We start from the raw sequence: 26689 nt of genomic DNA on the forward strand, positions 1-26689 counted from the left end.
CTGTCTCATTGTCAGACACGCAGGCGCCACACAGACCCACTTGACATCAACTCGCAAGCCCTAACTACGCGGCATTGCGGTTAGTGGGGGAGGGCGGCGACCAGTTCGTAGGAGCGGACGCGGTCCGCGTGGACTGGCACCATCGTCGTGATCATGATCTCGTCGGCTCCGGTGTCCGCGATCAGCGTCTCCAGGCCCTTCCGGACCGTCTCCGGCGAGCCGACGACGTTGCTCCCGAAGCGCTCGTCGAGAGCCCGGCGGTCGTCATCGGTGAACGGGTACGCCGCCGCTTCCTCGGGCGGCGGTAACGCGATCGGACGACCGCGGCGCCGGCTCAGGAAGCGCAGGCGATTCGACCCCGCCAGCCACTGCGCCCGCTCGTCGGTCTCGGCCGCGATCACCGCGGTCGCCAGCGTCAGGTACGGTTCCGAAAGCACCGCGGAAGGCCGGAAGGACTCGCGGTACAAGCGCACCGCGGGCAGGGTGTTCCGCGCGCCGATGTGGTGCGCGAACGCGAACGGCAAGCCCAGCTTCCCGGCCAGTTGCGCGCTGAACCCGCTCGAACCGAGCAGCCAGAACGGCGGCCGGTACCCGACCCCGGGCACCGCGTTGACCGCCCGCGACTCGTCCGGCTCGAAGTAGGCCATCAGCTCGCTCAGCTGTTCCGGGAAGTTCTCCGCGCCGAGCGTCGCATCCGAACCGCGGACGGCGAGCGCCGTGCGCCGGTCCGTACCGGGTGCGCGGCCGAGGCCCAGGTCGATCCGTCCCGGGTGGAACGCCTCCAGCATCCCGAACTGCTCGGCCACGATCAGCGGCGCGTGGTTCGGCAGCATGATCCCGCCCGAGCCGACGCGGATCCGTTCGGTCGCCTGCGCGATATGCCCGATCAGCACGGCCGTCGCCGAACTCGCCACGCCCGGCATGTTGTGGTGCTCGGCCACCCAGTACCGGTGGTACCCGAGCCGTTCCGCCCGCCGAGCCAGGTCGATCGTGTTCCGCAGCGCGGTACCGGCGTCGCCGTCGCTCGGGATCGGTGACAGGTCGAGCACGGACAGCCGCACCTCGCGCACAGAACTCACGTCCGGGGGAAACGCCGAGGCGGCTAAAGCCATTCCTGGTCCGAAGCGATCACGGTCAGCTGCTGCGTCGCGCGGGTCAGCGCCACGTACAGCACCCGGCGCCCCGTGGTCGACTCGCTGATCAGCCCGGTCGGCTCGACCAGCACGACGGCGTCGTACTCCAGGCCCTTGGAGTCGAGGCTCCCGACGACCTTGAGCCGCTCGTCCGCTCCGGACAACCAGCCGCACACCTCGGCCACCCGGTCCATCGCACAGATCACGCCGACGGTGCCGTCGACCGCGTCGAGCAGTTCCTTCGCCGCGGCCTGCGTGCTTTCCTCGACGTCGGCCCGCTCGACCATCCGCACGTCCGGCTCGAGTCCCGTGGTGCGGACCGCCTGCGGCAGCTCATCGGCCTCGGCATGCCCGGCGACGACGCGGGCGGCGAGGTCGAAGATCTCCGCCGAGTTCCGGTAGTTGGTGCGCAGCGTGTACCGCCGCCGCGGCGTCCGGAGCCCGAAGGCCTGGTCCCGTGCCTGCGCCGCTTCCCCGGGCGCCGGCCACGAGCTCTGTACCGGGTCGCCCACGACCGTCCAGCTCGCGTACTTCCCGCGCCGGCCGACCATCCGCCACTGCATCGGCGAAAGGTCCTGCGATTCGTCGACCACGATGTGCGAGTACTCGTCGTAGTGCTCGGGCCGGTGCGTGCCGTGGTGCTCGGCGGGGGCCGGGTCCAGCTCGATCCGCTGCTTCCGCCGGCGCCGCTTCGGCGGCTGACCCGCCAGCACGCGCAGCTCGTCGAGCAGCGCGACATCCGCGACCGTCCAGCCGGCGCCGGAGTCCGCGAACGAGGGCGCGAGCAGCCCGACCTCCTCGCGCGAGAGCGTGCCCTTGCTCGCGCGGGCCAGTCGCGCCGGGTCGCCGAGCCAGCGCAGGATCTCGCCCGGATACAGCACCGGCCACCACACGACGAGGAACCGGTGAAAGTCGATCCGCTCGCCCAGTTCGGTGATCAGCTCCGCGCGGTCGACCTGCCCGCCGTCCGCGTGCGCGTTCTCCACGGCCTTGTCCGCCAGCGCTTCCAGCAGCGTCTCCGCCGCGCGCACCCGCGACCGGTTGGGCGGCCCGCCGTGGCCGTGCACCTTGCGGCGCACCTTCTCCAGCTCCTTGCCGCGCAGCTTGAGCACCTCGCCCCGGTAGACGATGCGCATCTCGTCGGGCACCTCCGGCGGGGTGTCGCGCATGGCCCTGGTGAGCACCTTGCGCATGCGCAGCGAACCCTTGATCGCGGCGATCGGCGCCGGGTCCTGCCGCGTCGCCACGACCCCGTCGAGCACTTCACCGAGCGCCCGCAGCTCGACGTTCGTCTCGCCCATCGACGGCAGCACGCGGGAGATGTAGTTCGTGAACACCCCGGACGGGCCGAGCACGAAGACCCCGGCCCCGCCGAGCTGGCGGCGGTGCCGGTAGAGCAGGTACGCCGCGCGGTGCAGGGCGACGGCCGTCTTGCCGGTGCCGGGACCGCCGGTGATCTCGGTGACGCCCCGCCACGGCGCCCGGATGACCTCGTCCTGCTCGCGCTGGATCGTCGCGACGATGTCGCGCATCTTCTCGCCGCGCGCGCGGCCGAGCGCGGCCATCAGCGCGCCCTCGCCGACCACCAGCATGTCGTCGGGAACGGCGTCGGGGATCAGCACGTCGTCGTCCACGTCGAGCACGTTCGGCCCGGAACAGCGGATCACGCGGCGCCGCACGACGTCCATCGGCTCTTCGGCGGTCGCCTGGTAGAACGCCGCGGCCGCCGGCGCGCGCCAGTCGGTGACGAGGTTGTCGAACTCGGCGTCGCGGATGCCGAGGCGCCCGACGTAGATCTTCTCGGCGCCGGTCTGGTCGAGGCGGCCGAACACCAGCCCCTCGTACTCGGCGTCGAGCGTCTGCAGCGTCTGGTTCGCGTGGAACACCATCATGTCGCGTTCGAACAGCATGGACGCCTGCTCGAAGACGGCTTCGCGCTGTGCGCCGTGCCCGATCTCGTATCCCTTCGCCCGCATGGCCTCGGCCTGCTCGCGCAGCTCGGCGAGACGACGGTAGACGCGATCGACGTGCTCTTGCTCGATAGCGACCTCGGCCCGCCTGACCCGGGGTTCCGACACGCAGCGCTCCTACAGCTCACTCGCCGGCAACAGGAAGAACGACTCTACGCGTGCCGTCCGAACGGTTCACCAAGTCCCGGTCGAAAACGTGCCTGCGAAGATGGTCCGGTGACCAGGATCGTCGCCGGGCGGGCGGGAGGACGGCGGCTGAAGGTGCCGCCGCAGGGCACGCGGCCGACCTCGGAACGGGCCCGCGAGTCGCTGTTCAACGCGCTGGAATCGGCCGGCGAGCTGCGCGGGGCGCGCGTGCTGGACCTCTACGCCGGCTCGGGTGCGCTGGGGCTGGAGGCGCTGTCCCGGGGCGCGGAGGACGTGCTGTTCGTCGAATCGGACCGCCGGGCGGTGCGGGTGCTGCGCGGCAATGTGACGGAGCTCGCGCTCGGCGGCCGGGTGCGGGCCGGGCAGGTGGAGGCGGTGCTGGCCCAGCCGGCCGAAAAGCCGTTCGACCTGGTGCTGGCCGATCCGCCGTATGCCATGGACGCGGCCAGGCTCGGTGTGATGTTGACCGCGCTCGCCGCCGGCGGCTGGATCGCCGAGGGCGGGCTCGTGATCCTCGAACGCGCCCAGCGCGACGGCGAACCGGACTGGCCGGGCGGTTTCGCCCCGTTGCGGACGATGCGGCACGGCGACACCGCGCTGTACTGGGCGGAGTACGTCACTTCACCGCGCGATGCGGGATGAGCACCGGGTAACGTCCGCGCCATGGTGCGAGCGGTCTGTCCCGGTTCCTACGATCCCGTGACCAACGGCCATCTGGACATCATCGAACGAGCGGCGAAGCTCTTCGACGAGGTCGTGGTCGCCGTCTTGATCAACAAGAACAAGAGAGGCATGTTCACGATCGACGAGCGCCTCGAGATGCTCACGGAGATCACCCGGGGGCTGCCCAATGTCCGGGTCGATTCGTGGCACGGGCTGCTCGTCGACTACTGCCGGCACCACGGGATCGCGGCGATCGCCAAGGGGCTGCGCTCGGTCAGCGACTTCGACTACGAGTTGCAGATGGCGCAGATGAACCGCGAACTGTCCGGGGTGGAGACGTTGCTGATGTCGAACAACCCGCAGTACGGGTTCGTCTCCAGTTCACTGGTCAAGGAGGTCGCGACCTACGGCGGGGACGTGAAGAACCTCGTGCCGGGCGTGGTGTTCGAGCGCCTCACCGCGAAACTCGCCGAACGTAACCTGAACGGCTGACTTCGTTCGTCGGGAGTTTTCCCCGGTTGTCATCTGATCGGGCTACGGTCCGAAAATGACCAACAAACGTTCCCGCTTGCTCGCCGGCTTCTTCGCGCTGCTGGTCACGCTGTTCGCCGGATTCGGCCTGGTCACCCCGGCACAGGCGGCCGTCGCGTCGCCCGTCGCCGCGGCGCAGGCCTCATGCGGCGACACCTCCGGCTTCACGGTCGCCGCGCTCAGCTCGCTCCCGCCCGAGGCCACCGACACCTACGACCTGATCCAAAAGGGCGGGCCCTACCCGTACCCCGAGGACGGAACCGTCTTCCAGAACCGCGAAGGCCTGCTGCCGGACTGCTCGAGCGGCTACTACCACGAGTACACAGTGGAGACTCCCGGCAGCAGCACCCGCGGTGCCCGCCGCATCATCAGCGGCGAGGGCGGCGAGTACTTCTACACAGGCGACCACTACTCGAGCTTCGAGCTGATCGACGTCTCCTCTTGACACGCCCGGGCCCTGACCTCCGCACCCTTTCCCCGCCGACCCGGCAAACTGGACTCAGCCAGCGGGGAAGGGCCAGCTAGGGAGTTGCCGTGTACCGGGTGTTCGAGGCTCTCGACGAGCTCGTCACGATTGTGGAAGAGGCACGCGGAGTGCCGATGACGTCCAGTTGCGTGGTGCCGCGCGGGGACATGCTCGAGCTTCTCGACGACGTCCGGGACGCCCTGCCCCGTGAGGTCGACGACGCCCAGGACGTGCTCGACAAGCGCGACGAGCTGATCGACAAGGCTCGCGCCGAGTCGGACGCGATGGTCAACGGCGCCCGCGCCGAGGCGGACTCCGCCGTCACCGAGGCGAACGAAGAGGCCCAGCGGATGCTCGAGGACGCGCGGGCGCGTGCCGAGCAGATCATGGCCGACGCGCATGCCGAGGCCGAGCGCATGGTCGCCGCCGGTCAGGCGGAGTACCAGAACCTCGTGGAACGTTCGCGAGCCGAGTCCGAGCGGATGATCGAAGCGGGCCGCGCCGCCTACGAGCGGGCCGTCGAGGAGGGCAGGCACGAGCAGTCGAGGCTGGTCTCGCAGACCGAGGTCGTGCAGGCGGCGCACGCCGAGTCGGCGCGCATCGTCGACGAGGCGCACGCCGAGGCCGACCGTCAGCGCGTCGACTGCGACGCGTACGTGGACGGCAAGCTCGCGGAGTTCTCCGAACTCCTGTCGACGACCCTGCGCACCGTCGATTCCGGCCGCAACCACCTGCGCACGCCGCCGGGCGCCGGGTCTCGCACCCCGCTCTACGACTTCCAGCCGTAGCCGCGAGTACGCTGGTGAGGTTGCCCGCCTCACCGATGATTCCGAGTGCACCGAAAATGTCTGACGAACGCAGTTCCCTCGACATCCGCAACCCCTGGGTGATCGACACGCGCGAGCTGGGGCGCCGCCCTGGCCAGAGCCGTGACCTGTGGCGCGAGGTCCCGGTGGCGGCCGCGCTGGGCGTGCCAGGGGTGATCGTCATAACCGAAGGCTCCGAGATCGCGCTCGACCTGCTCCTGGAGTCCGTCGTGGAGGGCGTGCTGGTTACCGGCACCGCGTCCGCGCACGCCGCCGGTGAATGCTCGCGCTGCCTCGACCCGATCGAGGACGACGTCGAGATCCACCTCACGGAGTTGTTCGCGTACCCCGATTCGACGACCGAGGCCACCACCGAAGAGGACGAGGCGGGTCGTCTCGTCGACGACAAGATCGACCTCGAGCCCGTCGTCCGCGACGCGCTCGTGCTCGCCCTGCCGCAGGCGCCGTTGTGCAGCGAGGACTGTGCCGGGTTGTGCCCCGGTTGCGGGGTGAAGTGGGCCGATCTCGAGCCCGGACACGGGCATGAGACCATAGATCCTCGGTGGGCCGCGCTGGTCGAGCGTTTCGGTGATGCTCCGGCGGGCGGCCCGGACCAGGAAGCTTGACGAGCATCAGCTCGCTCAGCATGGAAGAAGGCTCGCGGCAGCGAGCGAACCTTGACGAGGAGATGTAGTCGTGGCCGTCCCGAAGCGGAAGATGTCGCGAGCCAACACGCGCACCCGCCGGTCGTCGTGGAAAGCGGCCCCGGTGCAGCTGGTGCCCTGCTCCAACCGTGCCTGCCGGCAGCCGAAGCCGCAGCATATGGCCTGCCCGACCTGCGGCCAGTACGACGGTCGGCAGGTCGTCGAGCCTGCCTGAGGCTGACCGAGATGGGGGGTAAGTCGAAGCCGGGAGGGCCGGCTGCCGACCCAGCGCCTTTACTCGAAGCGCTCGGCGTCACCTTGGACGCCGAGCTGCTTCGTCTCGCCTTGACCCACCGTTCGTACGCCTACGAGAACGGCGGCCTGCCGCCGAACGAGCGGCTGGAGTTCCTCGGTGACGCCGTGCTCGGCCTGGTCGTCACCGATCATCTGTACAACACCCATCCCGACCTTCCCGAAGGGCAGCTCGCGAAACTGCGGGCGAGCGTCGTCAACATGCACGCGCTGGCCGGCGTCGCGCGCGGTCTCGGCGAGGGCGGGCTCGGCGCGCATCTGCTGCTGGGCAAGGGCGAGGAGCTCACGGGCGGGCGGGACAAGGCGAGCATCCTCGCCGACGGCCTCGAAGCGATGATCGGCGCGGTGTACCTCGCGCACGGGATCGAAGCCGGGCGCGGTCTCGTGCACCGGCTGTTCGACCCGCTGCTGGCGGAGGCGCCGCTGCGGGGCGCCGGGCTCGACTGGAAGACCAGCCTGCAGGAGCTCACCGCATCGGCGGGGCTCGGGGTGCCGGAGTACAAGGTAGAGGACACCGGGCCCGACCATCGCAAGGAGTTCAGCGCGACGGTCCTCGTCGGCGGCCGGGCACTGGGCACCGGCGACGGCACCACGAAGAAGGAAGCGGAGCAGAAGGCCGCGGAGACGGCTTGGCGCGCGCTGAACGACGAGCTCAAGCCCCAGGATCCGGACTGAACCGCTCGGCGGTGCGTGGCCGTCGATCAGCAGGCACACCGGAACCGGGCCACGCGCACAGGCGCGCACGGCGTCCACATCCTCTTCCTGCCAAAGGCATCGCGAACAGTAACCTGGAGCTGTGCCGGAGCTTCCCGAGGTCGAGGTGGTCCGCGCCGGATTGCAGGCGCATGTGGCCGGTCGCGTCATAGCGCGTGTCGAGGTGTTGCATCCCAGGGCGATCCGGCGGCATGCGCTCGGACCTGAGGACTTCACCGCGCGCCTCGCCGGGGCGCGTGTCGAGGCGGCCCGTCGTCGGGGCAAGTACCTCTGGCTCGAGCTGTCCGACAAGGAAGCCGTCCTCGCGCATCTCGGGATGAGCGGGCAGATGCTCGTCCAGCCCGAAGGCGCGCCCGACGAGAAGCACCTCCGCGTGCGCGTCCGGTTCGCCGACGGCGGCCCCGAGCTGCGGTTCGTCGATCAGCGCACGTTCGGCGGGCTCGCGCTGGCGGATCTGACCGGCGAGGACCTCCTTCCGGCACCGATAGCGCATATCGGCCGCGACCCGATGGATCCCGCGTTCGACCCGGCGGCCGCGGTCCGCGCCCTGCGGTCGCGGCGCACCGAACTCAAGCGCGCGCTACTGGACCAGACCTTGGTCTCCGGGGTCGGCAACATCTATGCGGACGAAGCGCTCTGGCGCGCGAAGCTGCACTGGTCGCGCCCCACGGAGAAGCTCACGAACGCGCAGGGGAGAGCGGTCCTCGAGGCCGCGACCGAGGTGATGGCCGAGGCGCTCAAGGCAGGCGGCACGTCCTTCGATGCCTTGTATGTCAACGTGAACGGCCAGTCCGGCTACTTCGACCGGTCGCTCAACGTGTACGGCCGACAGGACCGGCCCTGCGGTCGCTGCGGCACGGCCATCCGCCGCGAGCCGTTCATGAACCGCTCGTCCTACTTCTGCCCGCGCTGCCAGCGGCGGGGGCGAACGTAACCCTTTCCGTGCCGAAACATGCTGGTAACCGGCCGGTGCTGGGCTGGCTGGGTGCGATCTCAGGAGACGGCGCTGACCGGTATCGACCCGGACACGTTCGACCTGCGCCACCGCGTGATCCACGGCTACCGCCGCGCGTACCGGATGGCGGGCCGCGGTCCGGCGCTGCTGTTCATCCACGGGATCGGCGACGACTCGTCCACCTGGCTCGACGTGCTCGCCTCGCTGACCGGCGAGTACACCGTCATCGCCCCCGACCTGCTCGGCCACGGTGGTTCGGACAAGCCGCGCGCCGACTACTCCGTCGCCGCCTACGCGTGCGGGATGCGGGACCTGCTGGCCACTTTGGACATCGACAGGGTCACCGTGGTCGGGCACTCGCTCGGTGGCGGGGTCGCGATGCAGTTCGCCTACCAGTTCCCGGAACGCTGCGAGCGTCTCGTCCTGGTGAGCAGCGGCGGAGTCGGGCCCGGCGTCCACCCGCTGCTGCGGCTCGCCGCGGCGCCCGGCACCGACCTGATGCTGCCGCTGCTGGGCACCCCGCCGGTGCGGGAAGCCTTGCGGCACTTGAGCAGCCTGCTGCGCGCGACCGGCGGGTTCGGCCTCGGTGAGGACCTCGACTACGTGGTGAGCAAGTACGTGCGGCTCGCGGAATCCCCCAGCAGGCAAGCGTTCCTGCGCACGCTGCGCGCGGTGGTGGACTGGCGCGGGCAGGTCGTGAACATGCTCGACCGCAGCTACCTGACCAAGGGAATCCCGACGATGCTGGTCTGGGGGACCCGCGACCACGTCGTGCCGAGCGCCCACGCGTCGATCGCGCACGAGTCGATGCCCGGCAGCCGGCTGGAGATCTTCGAAGGCGCCGGGCACTTCCCGCACCATACGTCACCGCAGCGATTCCTGGCCGTGCTACGCGATTTCCTCACCCATACCCGCCCGGCTCAGCACAACGTCCGCCGCTGGCGCCGGCTGCTGCGCACCGGCCGGACACCCGCCGGCACCCCGGCGCCCATCGGCATCTCCAGCGGGAGTTGAAGTCATCGCACCAGCAGCCGGAGGCCGCCGCGAAGCTGATCGCCGGCGGGTGACACGGCGGAGGCCCCGCTCGGACGAGCGGGGCCTCCGGGCGCTCCGGATCAGCTGGTGGCGAGGTTCGCGCGAGCCGCCAGGTTGGCCAGCAGCTCCCGGCCTCGCTCGGCGTTACGCGGCTGGCTCAGCACGTCGTACCGGCGGGCCACCAGCTGGCTGTGCGAGATGAAGTCCCGGCGGCCGCGGCTCGCTCCGTAACCCACGGCGGCGAACACCATGCTGAACGCGACACCGGCGACCAGTCCGATCAGGATCGCCAGCAACCCGGCCCCGGCGCTGAACCAGCTCAGCAGCAGGCCGACGAACAACCCGAACCACGCCCCGGACATCGCGGCGTTCCCCAGCACCCTGCCCCAGCTGAGCTTGCCGGCGACACGTTCGACGAGCATCGGCTCGACGCCGACGATCGTCACGTCGGCCACCGGGAAGTCGGAGTCGGCAAGGTGGTCCACCGCCCGCTGGGCCTCTTCGTACGAGGCGTACGACCCGATGGGCCAGCCGGTCGGTAGCGTCGGCAGCTTGGGGTTCGCGGGTGCGTTGCTGAACGCGGTCTGCGTGAAAGCTGTGGTCATCTCTCTCACCTCTCTTGCCGTATTCAACGGATACCCGCTGCCCGTTGTGCCTTATGCCGGGATTTCACAGCGAATTTTCAGGTGTGTGCCCCGTCACGAAAGGTCGAGCTCGGGCCGGTACAGGTCGAGCCAGTGGTAGAGGTCGAGCATCCGGTCGATGCCGTGCCGCTCCAGCGAGGTCACCGAGCCCGGATCGGTCTCGACCGCCCCGGTCAGCCAGGTCCGGTCCACCAGCGTGAACATCGGGTTGTCGTGTTCGGCGAGCACCTCCTTCGCCTGCAGCTGGAGGGCAGCCACGTAACCGACGTCCTGAGTGGACGGATACGGGCTCTTCACCCGGTCCGCGACCGACTGCGGCAGCACATGCTTGGTCGCGTGCCGCAGCAGGCTCTTTTCGCGGCCGTCGAAGGTCTTCAGGGACCACGGGGTGTTGTAGACGTACTCGACGAGCCGGTGGTCGCAGAACGGCACGCGCACTTCGAGGCCGACCGCCATCGACGTGCGGTCCTTGCGGTCGAGCAGCATGCGCACGAACCGGGTCAGGTGCAGGTGGCAGATCGTCCGCATGCGCCGCTCCAACTCGCTCTCCCCGTCGAGGTGCTCGACGCGCGCGACCGCGGTCCGGTACTGGTCGGCGACGTACCCGTCCACCGAGAGCTTGTCCCGGACGTCCGCGCGGAGCATGTTGGTGCGCTCGTGCAGCCCGGTCTGCATCGCCAGCCACGGGAACGTGTCCGCGTTACGGGCGGTTTCGTCGTGGAACCAGCGGTAGCCGCCGAACACCTCGTCGGCCGACTCGCCCGAGAGCGCGACCGTCGACTCGCCACGGATGGCCTTGAACAGCAGGTACAGCGAGGTGTCCATGTCCCCGAGCCCGGCGGGGATGTCGCGGGCACCGATGACGGCGCGGCGCACGTCGGGATCGCTGAGCGCGCCCGGGTCGAGCATGACGTCCTTGTGCGCCGAGCCGACCAGCTTCGCCACGTCGCGGATGAACGGTGAGTCCGGGGTGTCGCGCATCTCGTCCGGCTGGAAGTTCTCCTCCTGCCCGAAGAAGTCGACGGAGAACGTGCGCAGTTGCTCACCCTGCTCGGCGAGGCGGGCGGCGGCGAGGCCGGTGACGGCGCTGGAGTCGAGACCGCCGGAGAGCAGCACGCAGCGCGGCACGTCGGCGACGAGTTGCCGGTGCACGATGTCGGTCATCAGTTCGCGCACGCGGGCGACCGTGGTCTCCTGGTCGTCCGTATGCGGGACGGCGTCGAGCTTCCAGTACGTCCGGGTCTGGATGCCCGACGCGTCGACCCGGACGATCGTGCCGGGCTCGACCTCGTGCATGTCCTTCCACAGCGACCAGCCCGGGGTCTTGACGAACGCGAACAGCTCACGCAGCCCGTCGGCGCCGACCACCTTGCGTGCCAGGGGATTCGCCAGGATCGCCTTGGGCTCGGAGCCGAACAGCACCCCGTCGCGGGTGGGGTGGTAGTAGAACGGCTTGATGCCCATGCGGTCGCGGATCATGACCAGCTTCTCGTCGCGGGCGTCCCAGATCGCGAAGGCGTACATCCCGTTGAGGTGATCGGCGACGGCCTCGCCCCACTCGAGGTAGCCGTGCAGCACGACCTCGGTGTCGCTGTCGGTCTCGAACCCGTGGCCCAGACCAGTCAGCTGCTTGCGCAACTCGGTGAAGTTGTAGGCCTCGCCGCTGTAGACCATGGCGATGTCACCCGACGGTGTCCGCAGTGACATCGGCTGGCGGCCGCCCGGCAGGTCGATGATCGCCAGCCGCCGGTGCCCCAGCGCGGCGTGCGGCGCGACCCAGGTGCCCTCGTCGTCCGGGCCGCGGCAGGACATGGTCGCGGTCATCGCGTCGAGGGTCTCGCGCTCACGTGTCAGGTCGGCCTCGAAGGAAACCCAGCCGGTGATTCCGCACATCTGCCACTGCCTCCCAGTTGTTTAGTGACTACAACTATGCGTAACGCAGTGGTAACACAACTCCGCGCTCGCTGTCTGTGCGAAATGCCGGTTCTGCCGGGCCCGATTACGGTGAGTGTGGCCACCCCCACCGGTCCGTCAAGAACGCGTAAATGCGCTGGAAGCACGCGTCAAGACGCCGTCAGCGCCGGTCGTCCGGGTGATCCGTGGCCGCAGAGTGTTGCCGGAGGGGTCATCAAACGGGTGACCCGCAAGGAAAGGTGCGAAGTGGCGGACTTGCTGTACGCCGTGCTGCTGATCGCCGTGTTCGCGGTGCTCGTGCTCACGCTGCGGGGGTTGGAGAAGCTGTGAACGGCACGGGTCTGGTGGCCAACGTCGTGGGCGGCGTGCTGGCACTGGGGTTGATCGTCTACCTGTTCCTCGCGTTGATCAGGCCGGAGAAGTTCTAGATGAGTGACCTCGCCGCCGGCCTGATCCAGGTCGGCATCCTCCTCGTCGCGCTCGCGGTCGTCTACAAGCCGCTCGGCGACTACATGGCCAGGGTGTTCACCAGCGGAAAGCACCTGGCGCTGGAACGGGGGCTGTACAAGCTGTTCCGGGTCGACCCGGACGCCGAACAGCGCTGGCCCACCTACGCCATGGGCGTGCTGGGCTTCTCGTTCGTCTCGATCGTGCTGCTGTACCTGCTGCAGCGTCTGCAGGCCGTGCTGCCGCTGAGCTTCGGTCGAGGGGCGGTGAGTCCCGGTATCGCCTTCAACACGGCGGTCAGCTTCGTGACCAACACGAACTGGCAGTCCTACTCCCCGGAGCAGACGCTGGGCGACACCGTCCAGATGGCCGGGCTGACCGTGCAGAACTTCCTGTCCGCCGCGGTCGGGCTCGCGGTGGCGATCGCGCTCGTGCGCGGGTTCGTGCGGCGGCAGACCGACCGGCTCGGCAACTTCTGGGTCGATCTGACCCGTGGCGCCGTCCGGATCCTGCTGCCGATCGCAGCGCTGTTCGCGATCGTGCTGATCGCGCTCGGCGTGACGCAGAGCCTCAAGTCCGGGGTGAATGTGACGAGCCCGGGCGGCCACCAGAGCACGATCCCGCTCGCGCCGACGGCGAGCCAGGAGAGCATCAAGGAACTCGGCACCAACGGCGGCGGGATCTTCAACGCCAACTCCTCGCACCCGTTCGAGAACCCGAACGTGTGGAGCGATCTGATCGAGATCTTCCTGCTGCTGTGCATCCCGGTGTCGCTCACCCGGACCTTCGGCACGATGGTGGGCAACCGCAAGCAGGGCTACGTCCTGGTGACCGTCATGGGCACGATCTGGGCCGCCGTGCTGACGTGGGTCTGGCTCGCCGAAACGCATCCGAACGGCCCGGCCGCGCTGCTGGCCGGGGCGAACCTGGAGGGTAAGGAACAACGATTCGGCCTGTCCGCGTCCTCGCTGTTCGCGACCAGCACCACCGGCACTTCGACCGGCGCGGTGAACTCGATGCACGACAGCTTCACCGGGCTCGGCGGCGGTGGGCCGTTGCTGAACATCCTGCTCGGCGAAGTGACCCCGGGCGGCGTCGGCACGGGGCTGTACGGGATCCTCGTGGTGGCGATCATCGCGATGTTCCTCGCCGGCCTGATGGTCGGGCGCACGCCCGAGTATCTGGGCAAGAAGCTCGGCAGGCGTGAGGTGACCGCGGCCGCGATCTCGATCCTCGCGATGCCGACGGTGGTCCTGCTCGGTACGGGTGCGGCGCTCCTGCTGCCGGGCACCGCGTCGGCGCTGAACAACGGCGGCCCGCACGGGCTGTCCGAGGTGCTCTACGCCTACGCCTCGGCTGGCAACAACAACGGCAGCGCGTTCGCCGGCCTCACGGTGACGAGCAACTGGTTCGAGTCGACGCTGGCGGTGGCCATGGCGCTCGGCCGGTTCGTCCCGATCCTGGCCACGCTCTGCCTCGCCGGTTCGCTCGCGCAGCAGAAGAAAGTGCCCGAGACCGCGGGCACCCTGCCCACCACCGGACCGCTGTTCGCCTCGTTGCTGGGCGGCACCATCGTTCTCGTCGCGGCGCTCACGTTCATTCCGGCGCTCGCGCTCGGCCCCTTCGCGGAGGCACTGTCATGACCGTCACCCAAGAGAAACCGGTGACCTCGGAGGACCACCACAAGGTCGGTGCGGGCGCGTTCAGCCCGCGCCAGCTGCTGACGTCGGTGCCGGAGGCGCTGCGCAAGTTCAACCCGAAGTACCAGCTGAAGAACCCGGTCATGTTCGTGGTGTGGGCCGGCTCCGCGCTCACCACGGTGTTCGCCATCGGCAATCCGGGTGTGTTCACCATCGGCATCGCGCTGTGGCTGTGGTTCACCGTGCTGTTCGCGAACCTGGCCGAGGCGGTCGCCGAGGGGCGGGGCAAGGCGCAGGCGGAATCGTTGCGCCGCACCAAGAAGGAGACCGTCGCCCGCCGGCTGACGAAGACCGGCGAAGAAGAGGTGCCCGGGGTGGAGCTGCGGGTCGGCGATCGCGTGGTGGTCGAGGCGGGCGAGGTGATCCCCGGCGACGGTGACGTCGTCGACGGCATCGCGACCGTCGACGAGTCCGCCATCACGGGCGAGTCGGCCCCGGTGATCCGCGAGTCCGGCGGCGACCGGTCGGCGGTCACCGGCGGCACCACCGTGCTGTCCGACCGGATCATCGTGAAGATCACCACCAAACCCGGCGAGTCCTTTGTGGACCGGATGATCGCGCTGGTGGAAGGCGCGTCCCGGCAGAAGACGCCGAACGAGATCGCGCTGACCATCCTGCTGTCCACGCTGACGATCATCTTCCTGCTCGCGGTCGTCGCACTGCAGCCGATGGCGAAGTACTCCGGCAGCGAGCAGTCGGTGATCGTGCTGACCGCCCTGCTGGTGTGCCTCATCCCGACGACGATCGGCGCGCTGCTCTCGGCGATCGGCATCGCGGGTATGGACCGGCTCGTGCAGCGCAACGTGCTCGCCACGAGCGGCCGCGCGGTCGAGGCGGCCGGCGACGTGTCGACCCTGTTGCTGGACAAGACCGGCACGATCACCTTCGGCAACCGCAAGGCGACCGAGCTGATCCCGGTCGGATCGTCCACTCTGGACGAGCTCACCGACGCGGCCAGGCTGTCCAGCCTCGCCGACGGCACTCCCGAGGGTCGCAGCATCGTCGAGCTGACCGGCCCGGCGAACGGGGCGCACGGCGGCGAGTTCGTGCCGTTCACCGCGCAGACCCGGATGAGCGGGATCGACTTGGGCGACCGGCGGATCCGCAAGGGCGCGACCGGTGCGGTGCGGGACTGGGTCCGCGAGCACGGCGGGGAGTTCCCGGCCGAGACCGAACGCGTCGCCGACGAGATCGGGCAGCAGGGCGGCACCCCGCTCGCGGTGGCCGAACTGGTCGGCGGCAAGGCCTTCGTCCGCGGCGTGATCCGGCTGTCCGACGTGGTCAAACCGGGGATGCGGGAGCGGTTCCACGAGCTGCGCAAGATGGGCATCCGGACGGTGATGATCACCGGTGACAACCCGCTCACCGCGAAGGCGATCGCCGCCGACGCCGGTGTCGACGACTTCCTCGCCGAAGCCAAGCCCGAGGACAAGATGGCCCTGATCCACAAGGAGCAGGAGGGCGGGCGGCTCGTCGCGATGACCGGTGACGGCACCAACGACGCGCCCGCGCTCGCCGCGTCGGACGTCGGGGTGGCGATGAACACCGGCACGTCGGCGGCCAAGGAAGCCGGCAACATGGTCGACCTCGACTCGAACCCGACGAAGCTGATCGAGATCGTCGAGATCGGCAAGCAGTTGCTGATCACGCGCGGCGCGCTCACCACGTTCAGCGTGGCGAACGACCTCGCGAAGTACTTCGCCATCCTGCCCGCGATGTTCGTGTCGATCTACCCGCAACTGGGCGGGCTCAACATCATGCACCTGCACTCGCCGCAGTCGGCGATCCTGTCCGCGGTGATCTTCAACGCGCTGATCATCGTGGCGCTGATCCCGCTGGCGCTGCGCGGTGTGCGTTACAAGCCGTCCTCGGCGTCCGCGCTGTTGCGGCGGAACCTGCTGATCTACGGGGTCGGCGGGATCATCACCCCGTTCGTCGGCATCTGGCTGGTGGATCTCCTGGTCCGCCTCATCCCGGGAATGTGAACTGCGATGCTCAAGCAAACAATGGCCGGACTCCGGGTGCTCCTCGTGTTCACCGTGCTGCTCGGCGTCCTGTACCCGCTCGGGATCTGGGTGGTGTCCCGGATCCCCGGCCTGCAGTCGAACGCCGAAGGCTCGGTGGTCACCGTGCACGGGCAGGCCGTGGGGTCCTCGCTGATCGGGATCGACCCGGTCGCGCCGGACCCGGCGCACGATCCGTACTTCCACACCCGCCCGTCCGCGAGCGGTGACCCGGCCAGCACCGGTGGGTCGAACCTGGGCGGGTTCAGCGAGAAGCTCCTCGCCCAGGTCCAGGAGCGCAAGGACGCCATCGCCAAGCGCGAAGGCGTCTCGCCGGACGCGGTGCCCGCCGACGCGGTGACGGCGTCGGCCTCCGGGGTCGATCCGGACATCAGCGTCGCCTACGCCGACCTCCAGATCGCCCGCGTGGCGCGGAACACCGGGGTGCCCGAGGCGACGGTCAAGCAACTGGTCCAGGACAACACGACCGGTGACGGCATCGGTATCCCGGGTGTGAACGTGCTGAAGCTGAATCTCGCGGTCGCGGCCGCCAAGGCACACTGAGACCGTGGACGAACAGCAGGACAGGCCGCGCCGGGGTGAGCTTCGCATCTACCTCGGCGCGGCTCCCGGCGTGGGAAAGACGTACGCCATGCTCGGCGAGGCCTGGCGGCGCAAGGAACGCGGCACCGACGTGGTCGCCGGGCTCGTGGAGACGCATCGCCGGAAGAAGACGGCGGATCTGCTCGAAGGGCTCGAGCTCGTGCCGCGCCGGCTGGGCGAGTACCGCGGGCACGAGTTCGCCGAGATGGACGTGGACGCGATCCTCGCCCGGCGGCCCGAGGTGGCCGTCGTCGACGAGCTGGCGCATACGAACATTCCGGGCTCCCGCAACGAAAAGCGCTGGCAGGACGTGATGGAGCTGCTGGCGGCCGGGATCGACGTGCTGTCCACGGTGAACGTGCAGCATCTGGAGAGCCTCAACGACGTGGTCGAGAAGATCACCGGCGTGCCGCAGCAGGAGACCGTGCCGGACGAGGTCGTGCGCAAGGCCGAACAGGTCGAGCTCGTGGACATCACGCCGGAGGCGCTGCGGCGCCGGCTCGCGCACGGCAACGTCTACCCGGCCGAACGGATCGACGCCGCGCTGGGCAACTACTTCCGGCCCGGCAACCTCACGGCGCTGCGGGAGCTGGCGCTGCTGTGGGTGGCAGACCAGGTCGACGTCGCGCTGCAGCGGTACCGGCAGCAGCAGAAGATCACCGACACGTGGGAAGCCCGCGAGCGGGTCGTCGTCTCGATCACCGGCGGGCCGGAAAGCGAGACGCTGATCCGCCGCGCCAGCCGCATCGCCGCGCGTGCCGGGGCGGAACTGCTGGTGCTGCACGTGATGCGCGGTGACGGGCTGGCCGGGCTCGGGCCCGCCGAGATCGGCCGCTACCGCAAGCTCGCCGACAAGCTGGGTGCGACCTTCCATACCGTGGTCGGGGACGACGTGCCCAGTGCGCTGCTGGACTTCGCGCGCGGGGTGAACGCGACGCAGCTGGTCCTCGGCACCTCGCGGCGCTCGCGCCTGGCGAGGTTGTTCGACGAGGGCATCGGCGCCACGGTGGTGCAGAATTCGGGCCCGATCGACGTGCACATGGTCACCCACGAGGAGGCCGGCGGGCGCCTGCGCAGGCTGTTCGGCCGCCGCACCTCGATCGTGGCGTCCCGGCGGGCGTGGGGCTGGGCGCTGTCGTTGCTGCTGCCCGCGCTCGCGACCGCGGTGGGGGTGAGCCTGCGCGGGCAGCTCGACTTTTCCACCGACGTCGTCGACTACTTCCTGGTGACGGTCCTGGTGGCGCTCGTCGGCGGGCTCGGCCCGGCGCTGGTCGCGGCGGCGCTCTCGGCCGGGTTGCTGAACTTCTTCTTCACCGAGCCCCTCTACACACTGACCGTGCATGCCCAGAGCAACGTCATCACGCTGGTGGCGATGGTCGTGGTGGGCGTGCTCGTCGCGCTCGTGGTCGACACCGCCGCACGGCTGACGACCCAGGCCGCGCAGGCTCGCACCGAAGCGTCGCTGCTGGCGTCGTATGCCCGCACGGTGCTGACGAACACCGCCCCGCTGCCGCGGTTGCTGGAGAAGGTCCGGGAGAACTTCGGTCTGGAAGCGGTGAGCCTGGTCGAGAAGCAGGACGGGGTGTGGCACCGGGTCGAGGAATGCGGGCCGGACCCGTGTGGTGAGCCCGACGACGCCGACGCGGACATCCCGGTGACCGCCGACGTGCACCTGACCCTGCGCGGCCGGGCGTTGCCGGCGGAGGACAGGCGGGTGCTGGAGGCCGCGGCGGGGCAGGCGCTGCTGGCCCTGCGCCAGCAGCGGATGGCGGCGGCGACCGCGCGGGCCGAGCGCAAGGCCGAGGCCACCGAGTTGCGGACCGCGTTGCTGTCCGCGCTGGGGCACGATCTGCGGACGCCGCTCACGTCGATCAAGGCGTCCATCGGCAGCCTGCGGGCGCAGGACATCGAACTGTCGCCCGAGGACACCGAAGAACTTCTCGCCACGGCGGACGAATCCACCGACCGGCTGGCGGGGCTGGTGGACAACCTGCTCGACTCCTCGCGCCTGGCGACCGGTGCGGTACGCGCGCAGCTGCGGCCCATCGGGTACGACGAGGTGGTCGCGCACGCACTGTCCAATGTGGAGAAATCGGATTCGGTGGTGGTCGCGGTGGACGACCGGCTGCCCGCGGTGCTGGCCGATCCCGGGCTGCTCGAACGGGTCGTGGCGAACGTGATCGACAACGCGCTGCGGTACGGGCGAGGGACCGAGGCGGTGTCGGTGCGGGGGAGTACCCACGCGGAGTACGTCGAGCTGCGGATCGTCGACCACGGCCGCGGGCTGAAGAAGGGCAAGGCGGATTCGGCTTTCGCGCCGTTCCAGCGGCTCGGGGACCGCGACAGCACGCCCGGGATCGGGCTCGGCCTGTCCGTGGCGAAGGGGTTCACGGAGGCGATGGGCGGCACGATCAGGGCGGAGGACACACCCGGCGGCGGGCTCACCGTGGTGCTCTCGCTGCGGGCCTACGCCGCGCCCCAGGTAGTGCCGATGGTGGAACTCGAGGAGCGGGTGCGATGACGGCCGCGACGGTCCTGGTGGTGGACGACGAGCCGCAGATCGTGCGAGCACTGCGGATCAACCTGGCCGCCCGGGGCTACAAGGTGATCACCGCGCACGACGGGGCGGCGGCGCTGCGCGCGGTGGCCGACACGAAGCCCGACGTGGTGGTGCTGGATCTGGGGCTGCCCGACATGGACGGCAACGAGGTCATCGCGGGCCTGCGTGGCTGGACGACGGTGCCGATCATCGTGCTGTCCGCGCGCAGCGACTCACCGGACAAGGTGCACGCGCTCGACGCGGGCGCCGACGACTACGTCACCAAGCCGTTCGGGATGGACGAGCTGCTGGCCCGCCTCCGCGCCGCGGTGCGCCGCTCGACCGTGTCCACTTCGGACGATGGCGAAGCGGTGGTCCGGACCGACGCGTTCACGATCGACCTGGCGGCGAAGAAGGTCGAGCGCGACGGGACCGAGGTGCACCTGACCAAGACCGAATGGGGCGTGCTGGAACTGCTGGTGCGCAACCAGGGTCGGCTGGTCTCGCAGAGACAGCTGCTGCGCGACGTCTGGGGCCCGAGCTACGAGAACGAGACCCATTACCTCCGGGTCTATCTGGCCCAGCTGCGCCGCAAGCTGGAACAGGAACCGTCCCGCCCCCGCCACCTCCTGACAGAACCGGGCATGGGCTACCGCTTCGACCTCTGACGCCGAGTTCGACGTTCGCGGCCTACGGCGTGCTGGAGGTGGGACTCCCGCTGCCGCTGCCCGAGGACGAGGAGCTGGCCGACGGGGTGCTGCTGTCGCTGCTCGACGAGGGGGTCGAGCTGGACGAGGACGAGCTCGAAGACGGGGTCGAACTCGTGGACGACGTCGGCGGCCTGGTCGTGCTCGACGGCGGCGGGGTCGTGGTGTCGGTGCGGGGCGGGCTCGTCGGGTTGGTCGACGGGATCGTCGTACCCGGCGGGATGTACGTGCCGGGCGGGATCGGTGCCCCCGGCGGCAGCACCACGGGCGCCTGGTCCGAACCAGGCGGCGGCACGATCGTCACCACTGGTGTGCCGTTGGGCCCGACGGACACCACGGCGGTCGGCGACGTGGCCGGGTCCGACTGCGCGACACCGCTCACCGTCACCGTCCCTGGAACCGCGCTCCCCTGGATGACCTGCGGGCCGGACGAGGAGTTCGCGTTCCCTCCCTTGAGATCGCCGGCGGAAGTCGTCGACGGGGTCGCCAGTTCGGCGATACCGCCGAACGCCGTCGCGAGCACGACGCCGCTGGCGGCGAGCAGCACGTAGCCGCTGCGCTTCATCCGCGACACCGGATCGCGGGGCGGTGCGACCTCGGTTCGCTGACCCGAACGTGACCCTGAATGGGCCATGGTGGCTCCTTGATGAGGGAATTCGGCCTGGTTTGCCCGAGCGAAGTAGCCCAGGCGGGTGGACCCGCCGCGCAGGTTAGCACCGTCGGTTAACGGTGTGCGAGCGGCGCGGTGCGCACCGTTCACTGTCCGCAGTCATCGCGGTGGGGCACGATGGGGGCCGTGAACCTCGAACAGAATGCGGTCCGGCTCACCGCCTGGATCAGCGGCCGGGTGCAGGGTGTCGGTTTCCGCTGGTGGTCACGATGCCGTGCGCTCGAGCTGGGACTGGTTGGCAGTGCGGAGAATCTGCCCGACGGTCGCGTCGAGGTCACCGCGGAAGGCCGGAAAGATCACTGTGAGCAGTTCCTGTCTCTTTTACGTTCGTCCTCATCACCCGGAAGTGTGGATCGAGTCGTGGAACGGTGGTCGGCCGCCGAGGGCGGGTTCACGGGCTTCGTCGAGAAGTGAGGTTCTTGGGTCTCGTGTGACGGCTGAGGTGGCGGCGCGCCGAGCCAGGGAGTGCTTGCCGGGCTCGCCGGGAGTGCCTCGGTAGACTCGACGAGATCTGGCAGTGATCGCAGCACCGGAGGGGTCCCCGCCACGTGCACCTGAAAACACTGACGCTGAAGGGCTTCAAGTCCTTCGCCTCGGCTACCACCTTGCGGTTCGAGCCGGGCATCACCTGCGTCGTGGGGCCGAACGGCTCGGGCAAGTCCAACGTGCTGGACGCGTTGCGCTGGGTGATGGGCACGCAGGGCGCGAAGGACCTGCGGGGCGGCAAGATGGAGGACGTCATCTTCGCCGGCACCTCCGGCCGTGCCCCGCTTGGCCGCGCCGAGGTCACGCTGACCATCGACAACGCCGACGGGGCGCTCCCGATCGAGTACTCCGAGGTCTCGATCACCCGCCGCATGTTCCGTGACGGCGCGAGTGAGTACGAGATCAACGGCAGCTCGTGCCGCCTGCTCGACATCCAGGAACTGCTGTCGGACTCCGGTATCGGCCGCGAGATGCACGTCATCGTCGGCCAGGGGCAGCTCTCGCAGATCCTCGAGTCCAAGCCCGAGGAGCGCCGCGCGTTCATCGAAGAGGCCGCGGGCGTGCTGAAACACCGCAAGCGCAAGGAAAAGGCCCTGCGCAAGCTCACCGCGATGCAGGGCAACCTCGACCGCCTCGGCGATCTGACCGCGGAACTGCGCCGCCAGCTCAAACCGCTGGGCAAACAGGCCGAGATCGCGCGCAAGGCCCAGGCCGTGCAGGCGGAACTGCGCGACGCCCGGCTGCGCCTGTTCGCCGACGACCTGGTCACCCAGCGCGAGGCGATCGCGAAGGAAGAGGCCGACGAGGCCACCGCGCGCGCCCGCCGCGCGGAGGTCGAGCAGGCGCTGGAAATGGTCAGCGCCGAAGAACAGCAACTCGAAGCGTTGCTGGCCGAGGACGCGCCACGCCTGGCCGCGACACAGGACACCTGGTACAAGCTGTCGGCGCTGGCGGAACGCCTGCGCGGCACCGTGCGGCTCGCAGTGGAGCGGCAGCGGCACCTGTCCGCCGAGGTCGAGACGCAGCAGGCCGGGCGTGACCCGGAGGAGTTGCTGGCCGAGGCCGAGCAGGTCGCGGAGCGCGAGGAAGAGCTCAACGAGGCCGTAGCGCGGGCCCGCGCGATGCTGTCGGAAACCGTGCAGCGGCGCGAACAGCTCGAACACGCGGTGCAGGCCGCCGAGAAGGCGCATATGGCCGCCGTCCGCGCGATCGCCGACCGGCGTGAGGGGCTGGCGAAGTTGACCGGTCAGGTCGAGGCGTTGCGCAGCAAAAACGGCGCCACCTCCGACGAGATCGACCGGCTCACCGCGTCGATCGACGAGGCCGCCGCGCGCGCGGAGATCGCCGTCGAGGAGTTGGAGGAGGCCAAGGCCGAGGGCGGCGCCGAGGAGTCCGGCGACGCGGACCTGCTGGCCCGGCACGATCGCGCGGTCGAGGCGAACAAGACCGCGAGGGAACGCGTCGACGAGCTGGTCAAGGCCGAGCGGTCGACCGAGCGCGAGATCGCCTCGGAGAAGGCGCGCGTGGACGCCCTGTCCATGGGCTTGCGCCGCAAGGACGGTGCGGGCGCGCTGCTTTCCGCGTCGGACAAGCTGCCGGGCTTGCTGGGCTCGGTCGCGGCGCTGCTGACCGTCGAGCCGGGTTTCGAGGTCGCGCTCGCCGCCGCGCTCGGTCCGGTCGCGGACGCGGTCGCGGTCCGGGGCGGCGAAGACGCGCTCGCCGCGCTGAAGTACTTGAAGGACAACGACTCCGGCCGTGCGGGCGTGCTGCTCGGCGGCCAGGAGTACACAGTGGACACTTCATCGTGGCCGTCGCTGCCCGAGGGTGCTCGCTGGGCGCGCGAGGTCGTCACCGCGCCCGAAGGTCTGCGACCGGCCGTGGAACGCGCGCTGGAGTGTGTCGCCGTGGTGTCTGATTTGGACGGTGCACGGCGGCTGGTGGCCGTGCATCCCGGTGTGAGCACGGTGACCACCGAAGGCGATGTGTTCGGTACACATTGGGCGGTCGGCGGTTCTTCGCGCAGCGAGAGCGTGATCGAGGTGCAGGCGGCGGTCGACGAGGCGCGGGACCGGCTGCTGGCCGCGGAACGGTTGCTGGAGCGGACCGCTGCCGAGCTGGAAGGAGCCCGCGCCGAGCAGCAGGCCCGCGGCGACGAGGTCGCGCAGGCGAAGGAAGCGCTCGGGGAGGCCAAGGTCCGCAAGGCCCGTTCTTCGGAACGGCTGAACCGCCTGCAGCAGGCGGCGCGTTCGGCCGAGGCCGAGGTCAGCCGCCTGCATCAGCAGCGCGCGCAGGTCGAGGCAGGCCGCGAGGAGGCCGTGCGGAAGCTCGCCGAGCTCGAGGAGCGGCTGACGCTGGTCGCCGAGGAGTCGGTCGACGAAGATCCCGACACCAGCGAGCGCGACCAGATGGCCGAGGAGCTCGCGCTCGTCCGGCAGGAAGAGGTCGAGGCCCGCCTCTCGCTGCGGACCGCCGAGGAGCGGGCGCGCGGTATCGCGGGGCGCGCGGAGTCGCTGCGCCGGGCCGCGCACGCCGAGCAGCAGGCGCGGGAGCGTGCGGAGAAATCCCGTGCGGCACGGGCGAAAGGCGCCGCGATCGCGGCCGCCGTCGTCGACGCGGGCGAACTCGCGCTGGAGCGCATCGAGCAGTCGGTGCAGCGCGCGGCGGTCGAGCGCGACGAGGTGCAGGCGGCGCGGCAGGGCCGGGAGACGGCGCTGGCGCAGGTGCGCAGCCGAGTGCGTGAGATGGCCGGGGAGCTGGAGAAGCTGACCGATGCCGTGCACCGCGACGAGGTGCTGCGGGCCGAGCAGCGGCTGCGGTTGGAACAGCTGGAGACCAAGATCTCCGAGGACTTCGGCATCGGTTTGGCGGACCTGGTCACCGAGTACGGCCCGGATGTGCCGGTGCCGCCCGGGGCCGGCGAGATGGCCGAGTACGAGGAGGCGCGCGAGCGCGGCGAGTCGGTGACGGCGCCGCCGCCGATCCCGTACGACCGGCCGACGCAGGAGCGCCGCGCGAAGCGGGCGGAGAAGGACCTGTCGATGCTCGGCAAGGTCAACCCGCTCGCGCTGGAGGAGTTCGCAGCGCTGGAGGAACGCTACAAGTTCCTGTCCACGCAACTGGAGGACCTCAAGGCGACGCGCAAGGACCTGTTGACGGTGATCAAGGAGGTGGACGACAAGATCCTGGAGGTCTTCACGTCCGCCTACCACGACGTCGCGCGCGAGTTCGAGACCGTGTTCTCGGTGCTGTTCCCCGGTGGGGAAGGCCGCATGGTGCTGACCGAGCCGGACGACATGCTCGCCACCGGCGTGGACGTCGAGGCGCGGCCGCCGGGCAAGAAGGTCAAGCGGCTGTCGTTGCTGTCCGGTGGGGAGAAGTCGCTGGTCGCGGTAGGGATGCTGGTCGCGATCTTCCGCGCCCGGCCGTCGCCGTTCTACGTGATGGACGAGGTCGAGGCCGCGCTGGACGACACGAACATGCGGCGGTTGATCGGCCTGCTGGAGCAGCTGCGTGACTCGTCGCAGCTGATCATCATCACGCACCAGAAGCCGACGATGGAGATCGCGGACGCGCTGTACGGCGTGAGCATGCAGGGCGATGGGATCACGAAGGTCATCTCGCAGCGGCTGCGTGAGGAGAAGGTCGAGGTCGGCTCGCCGGTCAAAGCCGCCAGCTGAGGGCGTTCACGGCGCGTGTTGGCCCGCCAGGTCGGTGGCTTTGCCCTTCGCGACGGCGAGTTGGCCCTTGCGAGAGGCGGACCGGTCACGAACGGCCAATTCACTGCCGCAGGCAGCAAACACGCCGACGCGGTCGACAAACACGCCGGTTAGGCGATGGGGAGGGTGCCGTCCCATTCGGCGACCGGGGCGGCGTGCCAGGTCCATTTGGTGAGGCGCGGGAGGTCGTCGCCCAAGGGGGCGCGGCCGTTGGCCCACAGCAGGGTCTGCCACGGGTCGCTGTCGGTCGGGGCCCACGGGAAGAGCCGGTACAGGGCCGCGGCGGCGAGCCGGGCCGGCGGGGTGAAGCTCGTGCCGAGGCCGCCCGCCGCGTCGTAGGTGTGCACCAGTAGCTCGTCACAAGCCATGGCGGCGAACCCGGCCGCGTCGGCAAGCCCGGCCGGATGCCAGCCGCGCGCCTCCGGCGCGCTCGTCGCCACGACCGCGGCCAGCACCTTGGCCGTCGTGCCGAGCGTCACGAGCAGCTCGGCCGGCGGGGACTCCGGTCGCACCCGCGCATCCATTGTGGACAGCTCGGTCGGGCCCGCGGCCAGATCGTAGGCGTACCAGTGCAGGCAGTCACCGATATGGGCCACGACCTGGGCCACCGTCATCTCGAGGTCCGGCGCCGGGGCGGTCCAGTCGCCGTCGAGATGCCCGGAGAGGAACTCGGCGCATACCTCGGCGGTGCTGAGCAAGACGTTCGCGTCCATCGCCGGAACGCTAGCAGGGGCCGGGAACCAACCCGGCCGCCCGGCCGTTGTGAGGGCAAGTCGCTTGTTTTGCGTGTCGTGTCGCCAGCACGTTCCGCGGAGCCCTCGGCCCCCCGTTTCGAACGACGAAGCCATTGGTGGCACGGAATGACCAGTACGTCCAGCGCGCCCGCCCGCCCGGGCAGCGAGTTCACGCGGCTGTCCCGCCTGATCAACCAGCACGGCCTGCTCAAACGCCGTCCCGGCGACTACGCCCGCCGGTTCACCGTCAACGGGCTGCTGCTGGCCGGCGGCTGGACCGCGTTCGTCGTGGTGGGGGCGTCCTGGTGGAACCTGCTGACCGGCGCGTTCCTCGCGGTGATGTTCGCGCAGCTCGCGTTCGTCGGCCACGACGCCGGGCACAAGCAGATCTTCCGCAGCAAGCGGGCCAACGACTTCGTCGGCCATCTGCACGGTGCGCTGATCGGGATGAGCTACGGGAAGTGGGTCGGCCAGCACAACCGGCACCACGCCAACCCCAACCACGAGGTCGAAGACCCGGACCTCGACATCCCGGCGCTGGCGTTCACCGTCGAGCAGGCCACCGGCAAGCGCGGTCTGCTGCGCTGGCTCGCGAAGTACCAGGCGTTCCTGTTCTTCCCGCTGCTCCTGCTCGAAGGCCTGAGCCTGCACCAGTCCGGGATCCGGGCCGTCATCCGCCGCGAGGTCAAGTCCCACCGGCTCGAGGCCGTGCTGATCTTCGGGCACGTGATCGCCTACCTGACCGCGGTGTTCCTGGTGCTCACCCCGCTGCAGGCGGTCGTGTTCATCGCGGTGCACCAGGGATTGTGGGGCGTCTACATGGGCTGCTCGTTCGCTCCCAACCACAAGGGGATGCCGACGCTGACCGCCGGGCAGAAGCTCGATCACCTGCACAAACAGGTCCTGACCTCACGGAACGTCCGTGGCGGGCGACTGGTGGACTACGCGCTGGGCGGGCTGAACTACCAGATCGAGCACCACCTGTTCCCGAGCATGCCGCGGGCGAACCTGCGGCGTGCCCAGCCTCTGGTGCGCGAGTTCTGCCTTCGCGTCGGCCTGCCCTATCACGAGACCACCGCGTTCGGCTCCTACGGGCAGGTGCTGAGCCATCTCCACGCGGTCGGCGCACCCCTGCGCGCCGCCACCTGAG

At 69.9% G+C, this 26689-nt stretch carries 23 protein-coding genes and 1 pseudogene; 19 read left to right on the plus strand and 5 right to left on the minus strand.

All coding sequences use genetic code 11. The annotated features are described in order from the left end of the window. Window positions 1–80: 80 nt before the first annotated feature. Both FG385_RS24820 and FG385_RS24825 read right to left on the minus strand, forming a co-directional pair. Window positions 81–1112 (minus strand): LLM class flavin-dependent oxidoreductase, encoded by a 1032-nt coding sequence (locus FG385_RS24820; RefSeq protein ID WP_139099199.1) that lies wholly within the window; start codon window positions 1110–1112, stop codon window positions 81–83. Then, window positions 1103–3211, minus strand: coding sequence for a HelD family protein (locus FG385_RS24825; RefSeq protein ID WP_139099200.1), 2109 nt, complete (start codon window positions 3209–3211; stop codon window positions 1103–1105). Before FG385_RS24825 ends, FG385_RS24820 begins: the two co-directional genes overlap by 10 nt. Window positions 3212–3319: 108 nt before the next feature. Between FG385_RS24825 and rsmD the strand changes: the two genes are divergently transcribed. From rsmD to FG385_RS24870, 9 genes and pseudogenes are all read left to right on the plus strand, one after another. Further along, window positions 3320–3892 carry a 16S rRNA (guanine(966)-N(2))-methyltransferase RsmD gene (gene rsmD / locus FG385_RS24830; protein WP_139099201.1) on the plus strand — a complete coding sequence of 191 codons (573 nt, stop codon included), beginning with the start codon at window positions 3320–3322 and terminating at the stop codon, window positions 3890–3892. 21 nt (window positions 3893–3913) lie between these two features. After that, window positions 3914–4405 (plus strand): pantetheine-phosphate adenylyltransferase, encoded by a 492-nt coding sequence (gene coaD, locus FG385_RS24835; protein ID WP_139099202.1) that lies wholly within the window; start codon window positions 3914–3916, stop codon window positions 4403–4405. 55 nt (window positions 4406–4460) lie between these two features. Next, window positions 4461–4880, plus strand: a pseudogene (locus tag FG385_RS24840) (ribonuclease domain-containing protein); the annotation flags it as partial. 98 nt (window positions 4881–4978) lie between these two features. After that, on the plus strand, window positions 4979–5698 hold the full coding sequence (locus tag FG385_RS24845) for an SPFH domain-containing protein (protein WP_139099204.1): 720 nt from the start codon (window positions 4979–4981) through the stop codon (window positions 5696–5698). 56 nt (window positions 5699–5754) lie between these two features. After that, window positions 5755–6342: a YceD family protein gene (locus tag FG385_RS24850; protein WP_139099205.1), complete on the plus strand. Its 588-nt coding sequence runs from the start codon at window positions 5755–5757 to the stop codon at window positions 6340–6342. Window positions 6343–6412: 70 nt separating this feature from the next. After that, entirely contained in the window at window positions 6413–6595 is a 183-nt protein-coding gene (rpmF, locus tag FG385_RS24855) for a 50S ribosomal protein L32 (protein ID WP_139099206.1), read from the plus strand. Between the two features lie 11 nt (window positions 6596–6606). Then, window positions 6607–7347, plus strand: a complete 741-nt coding sequence (gene rnc / locus FG385_RS24860; RefSeq protein ID WP_139099207.1) for a ribonuclease III — start codon at window positions 6607–6609, stop codon at window positions 7345–7347. A 121-nt stretch (window positions 7348–7468) separates the two neighbouring features. Then, a complete protein-coding gene (mutM, locus tag FG385_RS24865) occupies window positions 7469–8320 on the plus strand; it encodes a bifunctional DNA-formamidopyrimidine glycosylase/DNA-(apurinic or apyrimidinic site) lyase (RefSeq protein ID WP_139099208.1) in 852 nt (283 codons plus the stop codon). A 51-nt stretch (window positions 8321–8371) separates the two neighbouring features. Further along, complete coding sequence (locus FG385_RS24870; protein ID WP_235022780.1) at window positions 8372–9355, plus strand: alpha/beta fold hydrolase; 984 nt, start codon at window positions 8372–8374, stop codon at window positions 9353–9355. A gap of 101 nt (window positions 9356–9456) precedes the next feature. Here FG385_RS24870 and FG385_RS24875 read toward each other — a convergent pair whose 3' ends face one another. Next, on the minus strand, window positions 9457–9981 hold the full coding sequence (locus FG385_RS24875) for a general stress protein (RefSeq protein WP_139099210.1): 525 nt from the start codon (window positions 9979–9981) through the stop codon (window positions 9457–9459). A 93-nt stretch (window positions 9982–10074) separates the two neighbouring features. Continuing rightward, window positions 10075–11913, minus strand: coding sequence for an asparagine synthase (glutamine-hydrolyzing) (asnB, locus tag FG385_RS24880; RefSeq protein ID WP_139099211.1), 1839 nt, complete (start codon window positions 11911–11913; stop codon window positions 10075–10077). A 347-nt stretch (window positions 11914–12260) separates the two neighbouring features. Here asnB and kdpF point away from each other — a divergent pair, with 347 nt between their 5' ends. The 9 genes from kdpF to smc all read left to right on the plus strand — a co-directional run bounded on the left by kdpF (window position 12261) and on the right by smc (window position 24766). Then, window positions 12261–12362 (plus strand): K(+)-transporting ATPase subunit F, encoded by a 102-nt coding sequence (kdpF, locus tag FG385_RS24885; protein ID WP_139099212.1) that lies wholly within the window; start codon window positions 12261–12263, stop codon window positions 12360–12362. Then, on the plus strand, window positions 12363–14024 hold the full coding sequence (gene kdpA, locus FG385_RS24890) for a potassium-transporting ATPase subunit KdpA (protein WP_139099213.1): 1662 nt from the start codon (window positions 12363–12365) through the stop codon (window positions 14022–14024). Next, window positions 14021–16066, plus strand: a complete 2046-nt coding sequence (gene kdpB, locus FG385_RS24895; protein WP_139099214.1) for a potassium-transporting ATPase subunit KdpB — start codon at window positions 14021–14023, stop codon at window positions 16064–16066. Before kdpA ends, kdpB begins: the two co-directional genes overlap by 4 nt. A gap of 6 nt (window positions 16067–16072) precedes the next feature. Continuing rightward, window positions 16073–16648, plus strand: a complete 576-nt coding sequence (locus FG385_RS24900; RefSeq protein WP_139099215.1) for a potassium-transporting ATPase subunit C — start codon at window positions 16073–16075, stop codon at window positions 16646–16648. A gap of 4 nt (window positions 16649–16652) precedes the next feature. Next, a complete protein-coding gene (locus FG385_RS24905; protein ID WP_139099216.1) occupies window positions 16653–19208 on the plus strand; it encodes a sensor histidine kinase in 2556 nt (851 codons plus the stop codon). Next, window positions 19205–19894 carry a response regulator gene (locus FG385_RS24910; RefSeq protein ID WP_139099217.1) on the plus strand — a complete coding sequence of 230 codons (690 nt, stop codon included), beginning with the start codon at window positions 19205–19207 and terminating at the stop codon, window positions 19892–19894. Before FG385_RS24905 ends, FG385_RS24910 begins: the two co-directional genes overlap by 4 nt. A 29-nt stretch (window positions 19895–19923) precedes the next feature. Then, window positions 19924–20484 (plus strand): hypothetical protein, encoded by a 561-nt coding sequence (locus tag FG385_RS24915; protein ID WP_139099218.1) that lies wholly within the window; start codon window positions 19924–19926, stop codon window positions 20482–20484. A gap of 236 nt (window positions 20485–20720) precedes the next feature. Next, window positions 20721–21017 (plus strand): acylphosphatase, encoded by a 297-nt coding sequence (locus FG385_RS24920; protein WP_139099219.1) that lies wholly within the window; start codon window positions 20721–20723, stop codon window positions 21015–21017. 134 nt (window positions 21018–21151) lie between these two features. Then, window positions 21152–24766: a chromosome segregation protein SMC gene (gene smc, locus FG385_RS24925; RefSeq protein WP_139099220.1), complete on the plus strand. Its 3615-nt coding sequence runs from the start codon at window positions 21152–21154 to the stop codon at window positions 24764–24766. Window positions 24767–24915: 149 nt separating this feature from the next. Here smc and FG385_RS24930 read toward each other — a convergent pair whose 3' ends face one another. Continuing rightward, window positions 24916–25518: a maleylpyruvate isomerase N-terminal domain-containing protein gene (locus FG385_RS24930; RefSeq protein WP_139099221.1), complete on the minus strand. Its 603-nt coding sequence runs from the start codon at window positions 25516–25518 to the stop codon at window positions 24916–24918. A 147-nt stretch (window positions 25519–25665) separates the two neighbouring features. Here FG385_RS24930 and FG385_RS24935 point away from each other — a divergent pair, with 147 nt between their 5' ends. Continuing rightward, on the plus strand, window positions 25666–26688 hold the full coding sequence (locus tag FG385_RS24935) for a fatty acid desaturase family protein (protein WP_139099222.1): 1023 nt from the start codon (window positions 25666–25668) through the stop codon (window positions 26686–26688). Window position 26689 lies beyond the last annotated feature (1 nt).

Origin of the sequence: Amycolatopsis alkalitolerans (assembly GCF_006152065.1) — a bacterium.
Classification (GTDB): Bacteria; Actinomycetota; Actinomycetes; order Mycobacteriales; family Pseudonocardiaceae; genus Amycolatopsis_E; species Amycolatopsis_E alkalitolerans.

Coding starts and splice junctions, on each gene's coding strand:
- asnB (WP_139099211.1), bottom strand. CDS start 11,913: ATGTGCGGAATCACCGGCTGGGTTTCCTTCGAGGCCGACCTGACACGT.
- FG385_RS24930 (WP_139099221.1), bottom strand. CDS start 25,518: ATGGACGCGAACGTCTTGCTCAGCACCGCCGAGGTATGCGCCGAGTTC.
- coaD (WP_139099202.1), top strand. CDS start 3,914: ATGGTGCGAGCGGTCTGTCCCGGTTCCTACGATCCCGTGACCAACGGC.
- FG385_RS24850 (WP_139099205.1), top strand. CDS start 5,755: ATGTCTGACGAACGCAGTTCCCTCGACATCCGCAACCCCTGGGTGATC.
- FG385_RS24920 (WP_139099219.1), top strand. CDS start 20,721: ATGGGGGCCGTGAACCTCGAACAGAATGCGGTCCGGCTCACCGCCTGG.
- rnc (WP_139099207.1), top strand. CDS start 6,607: ATGGGGGGTAAGTCGAAGCCGGGAGGGCCGGCTGCCGACCCAGCGCCT.
- FG385_RS24910 (WP_139099217.1), top strand. CDS start 19,205: ATGACGGCCGCGACGGTCCTGGTGGTGGACGACGAGCCGCAGATCGTG.
- FG385_RS24900 (WP_139099215.1), top strand. CDS start 16,073: ATGCTCAAGCAAACAATGGCCGGACTCCGGGTGCTCCTCGTGTTCACC.
- kdpB (WP_139099214.1), top strand. CDS start 14,021: ATGACCGTCACCCAAGAGAAACCGGTGACCTCGGAGGACCACCACAAG.
- FG385_RS24875 (WP_139099210.1), bottom strand. CDS start 9,981: ATGACCACAGCTTTCACGCAGACCGCGTTCAGCAACGCACCCGCGAAC.
- FG385_RS24820 (WP_139099199.1), bottom strand. CDS start 1,112: ATGGCTTTAGCCGCCTCGGCGTTTCCCCCGGACGTGAGTTCTGTGCGC.
- FG385_RS24935 (WP_139099222.1), top strand. CDS start 25,666: ATGACCAGTACGTCCAGCGCGCCCGCCCGCCCGGGCAGCGAGTTCACG.
- kdpA (WP_139099213.1), top strand. CDS start 12,363: ATGAGTGACCTCGCCGCCGGCCTGATCCAGGTCGGCATCCTCCTCGTC.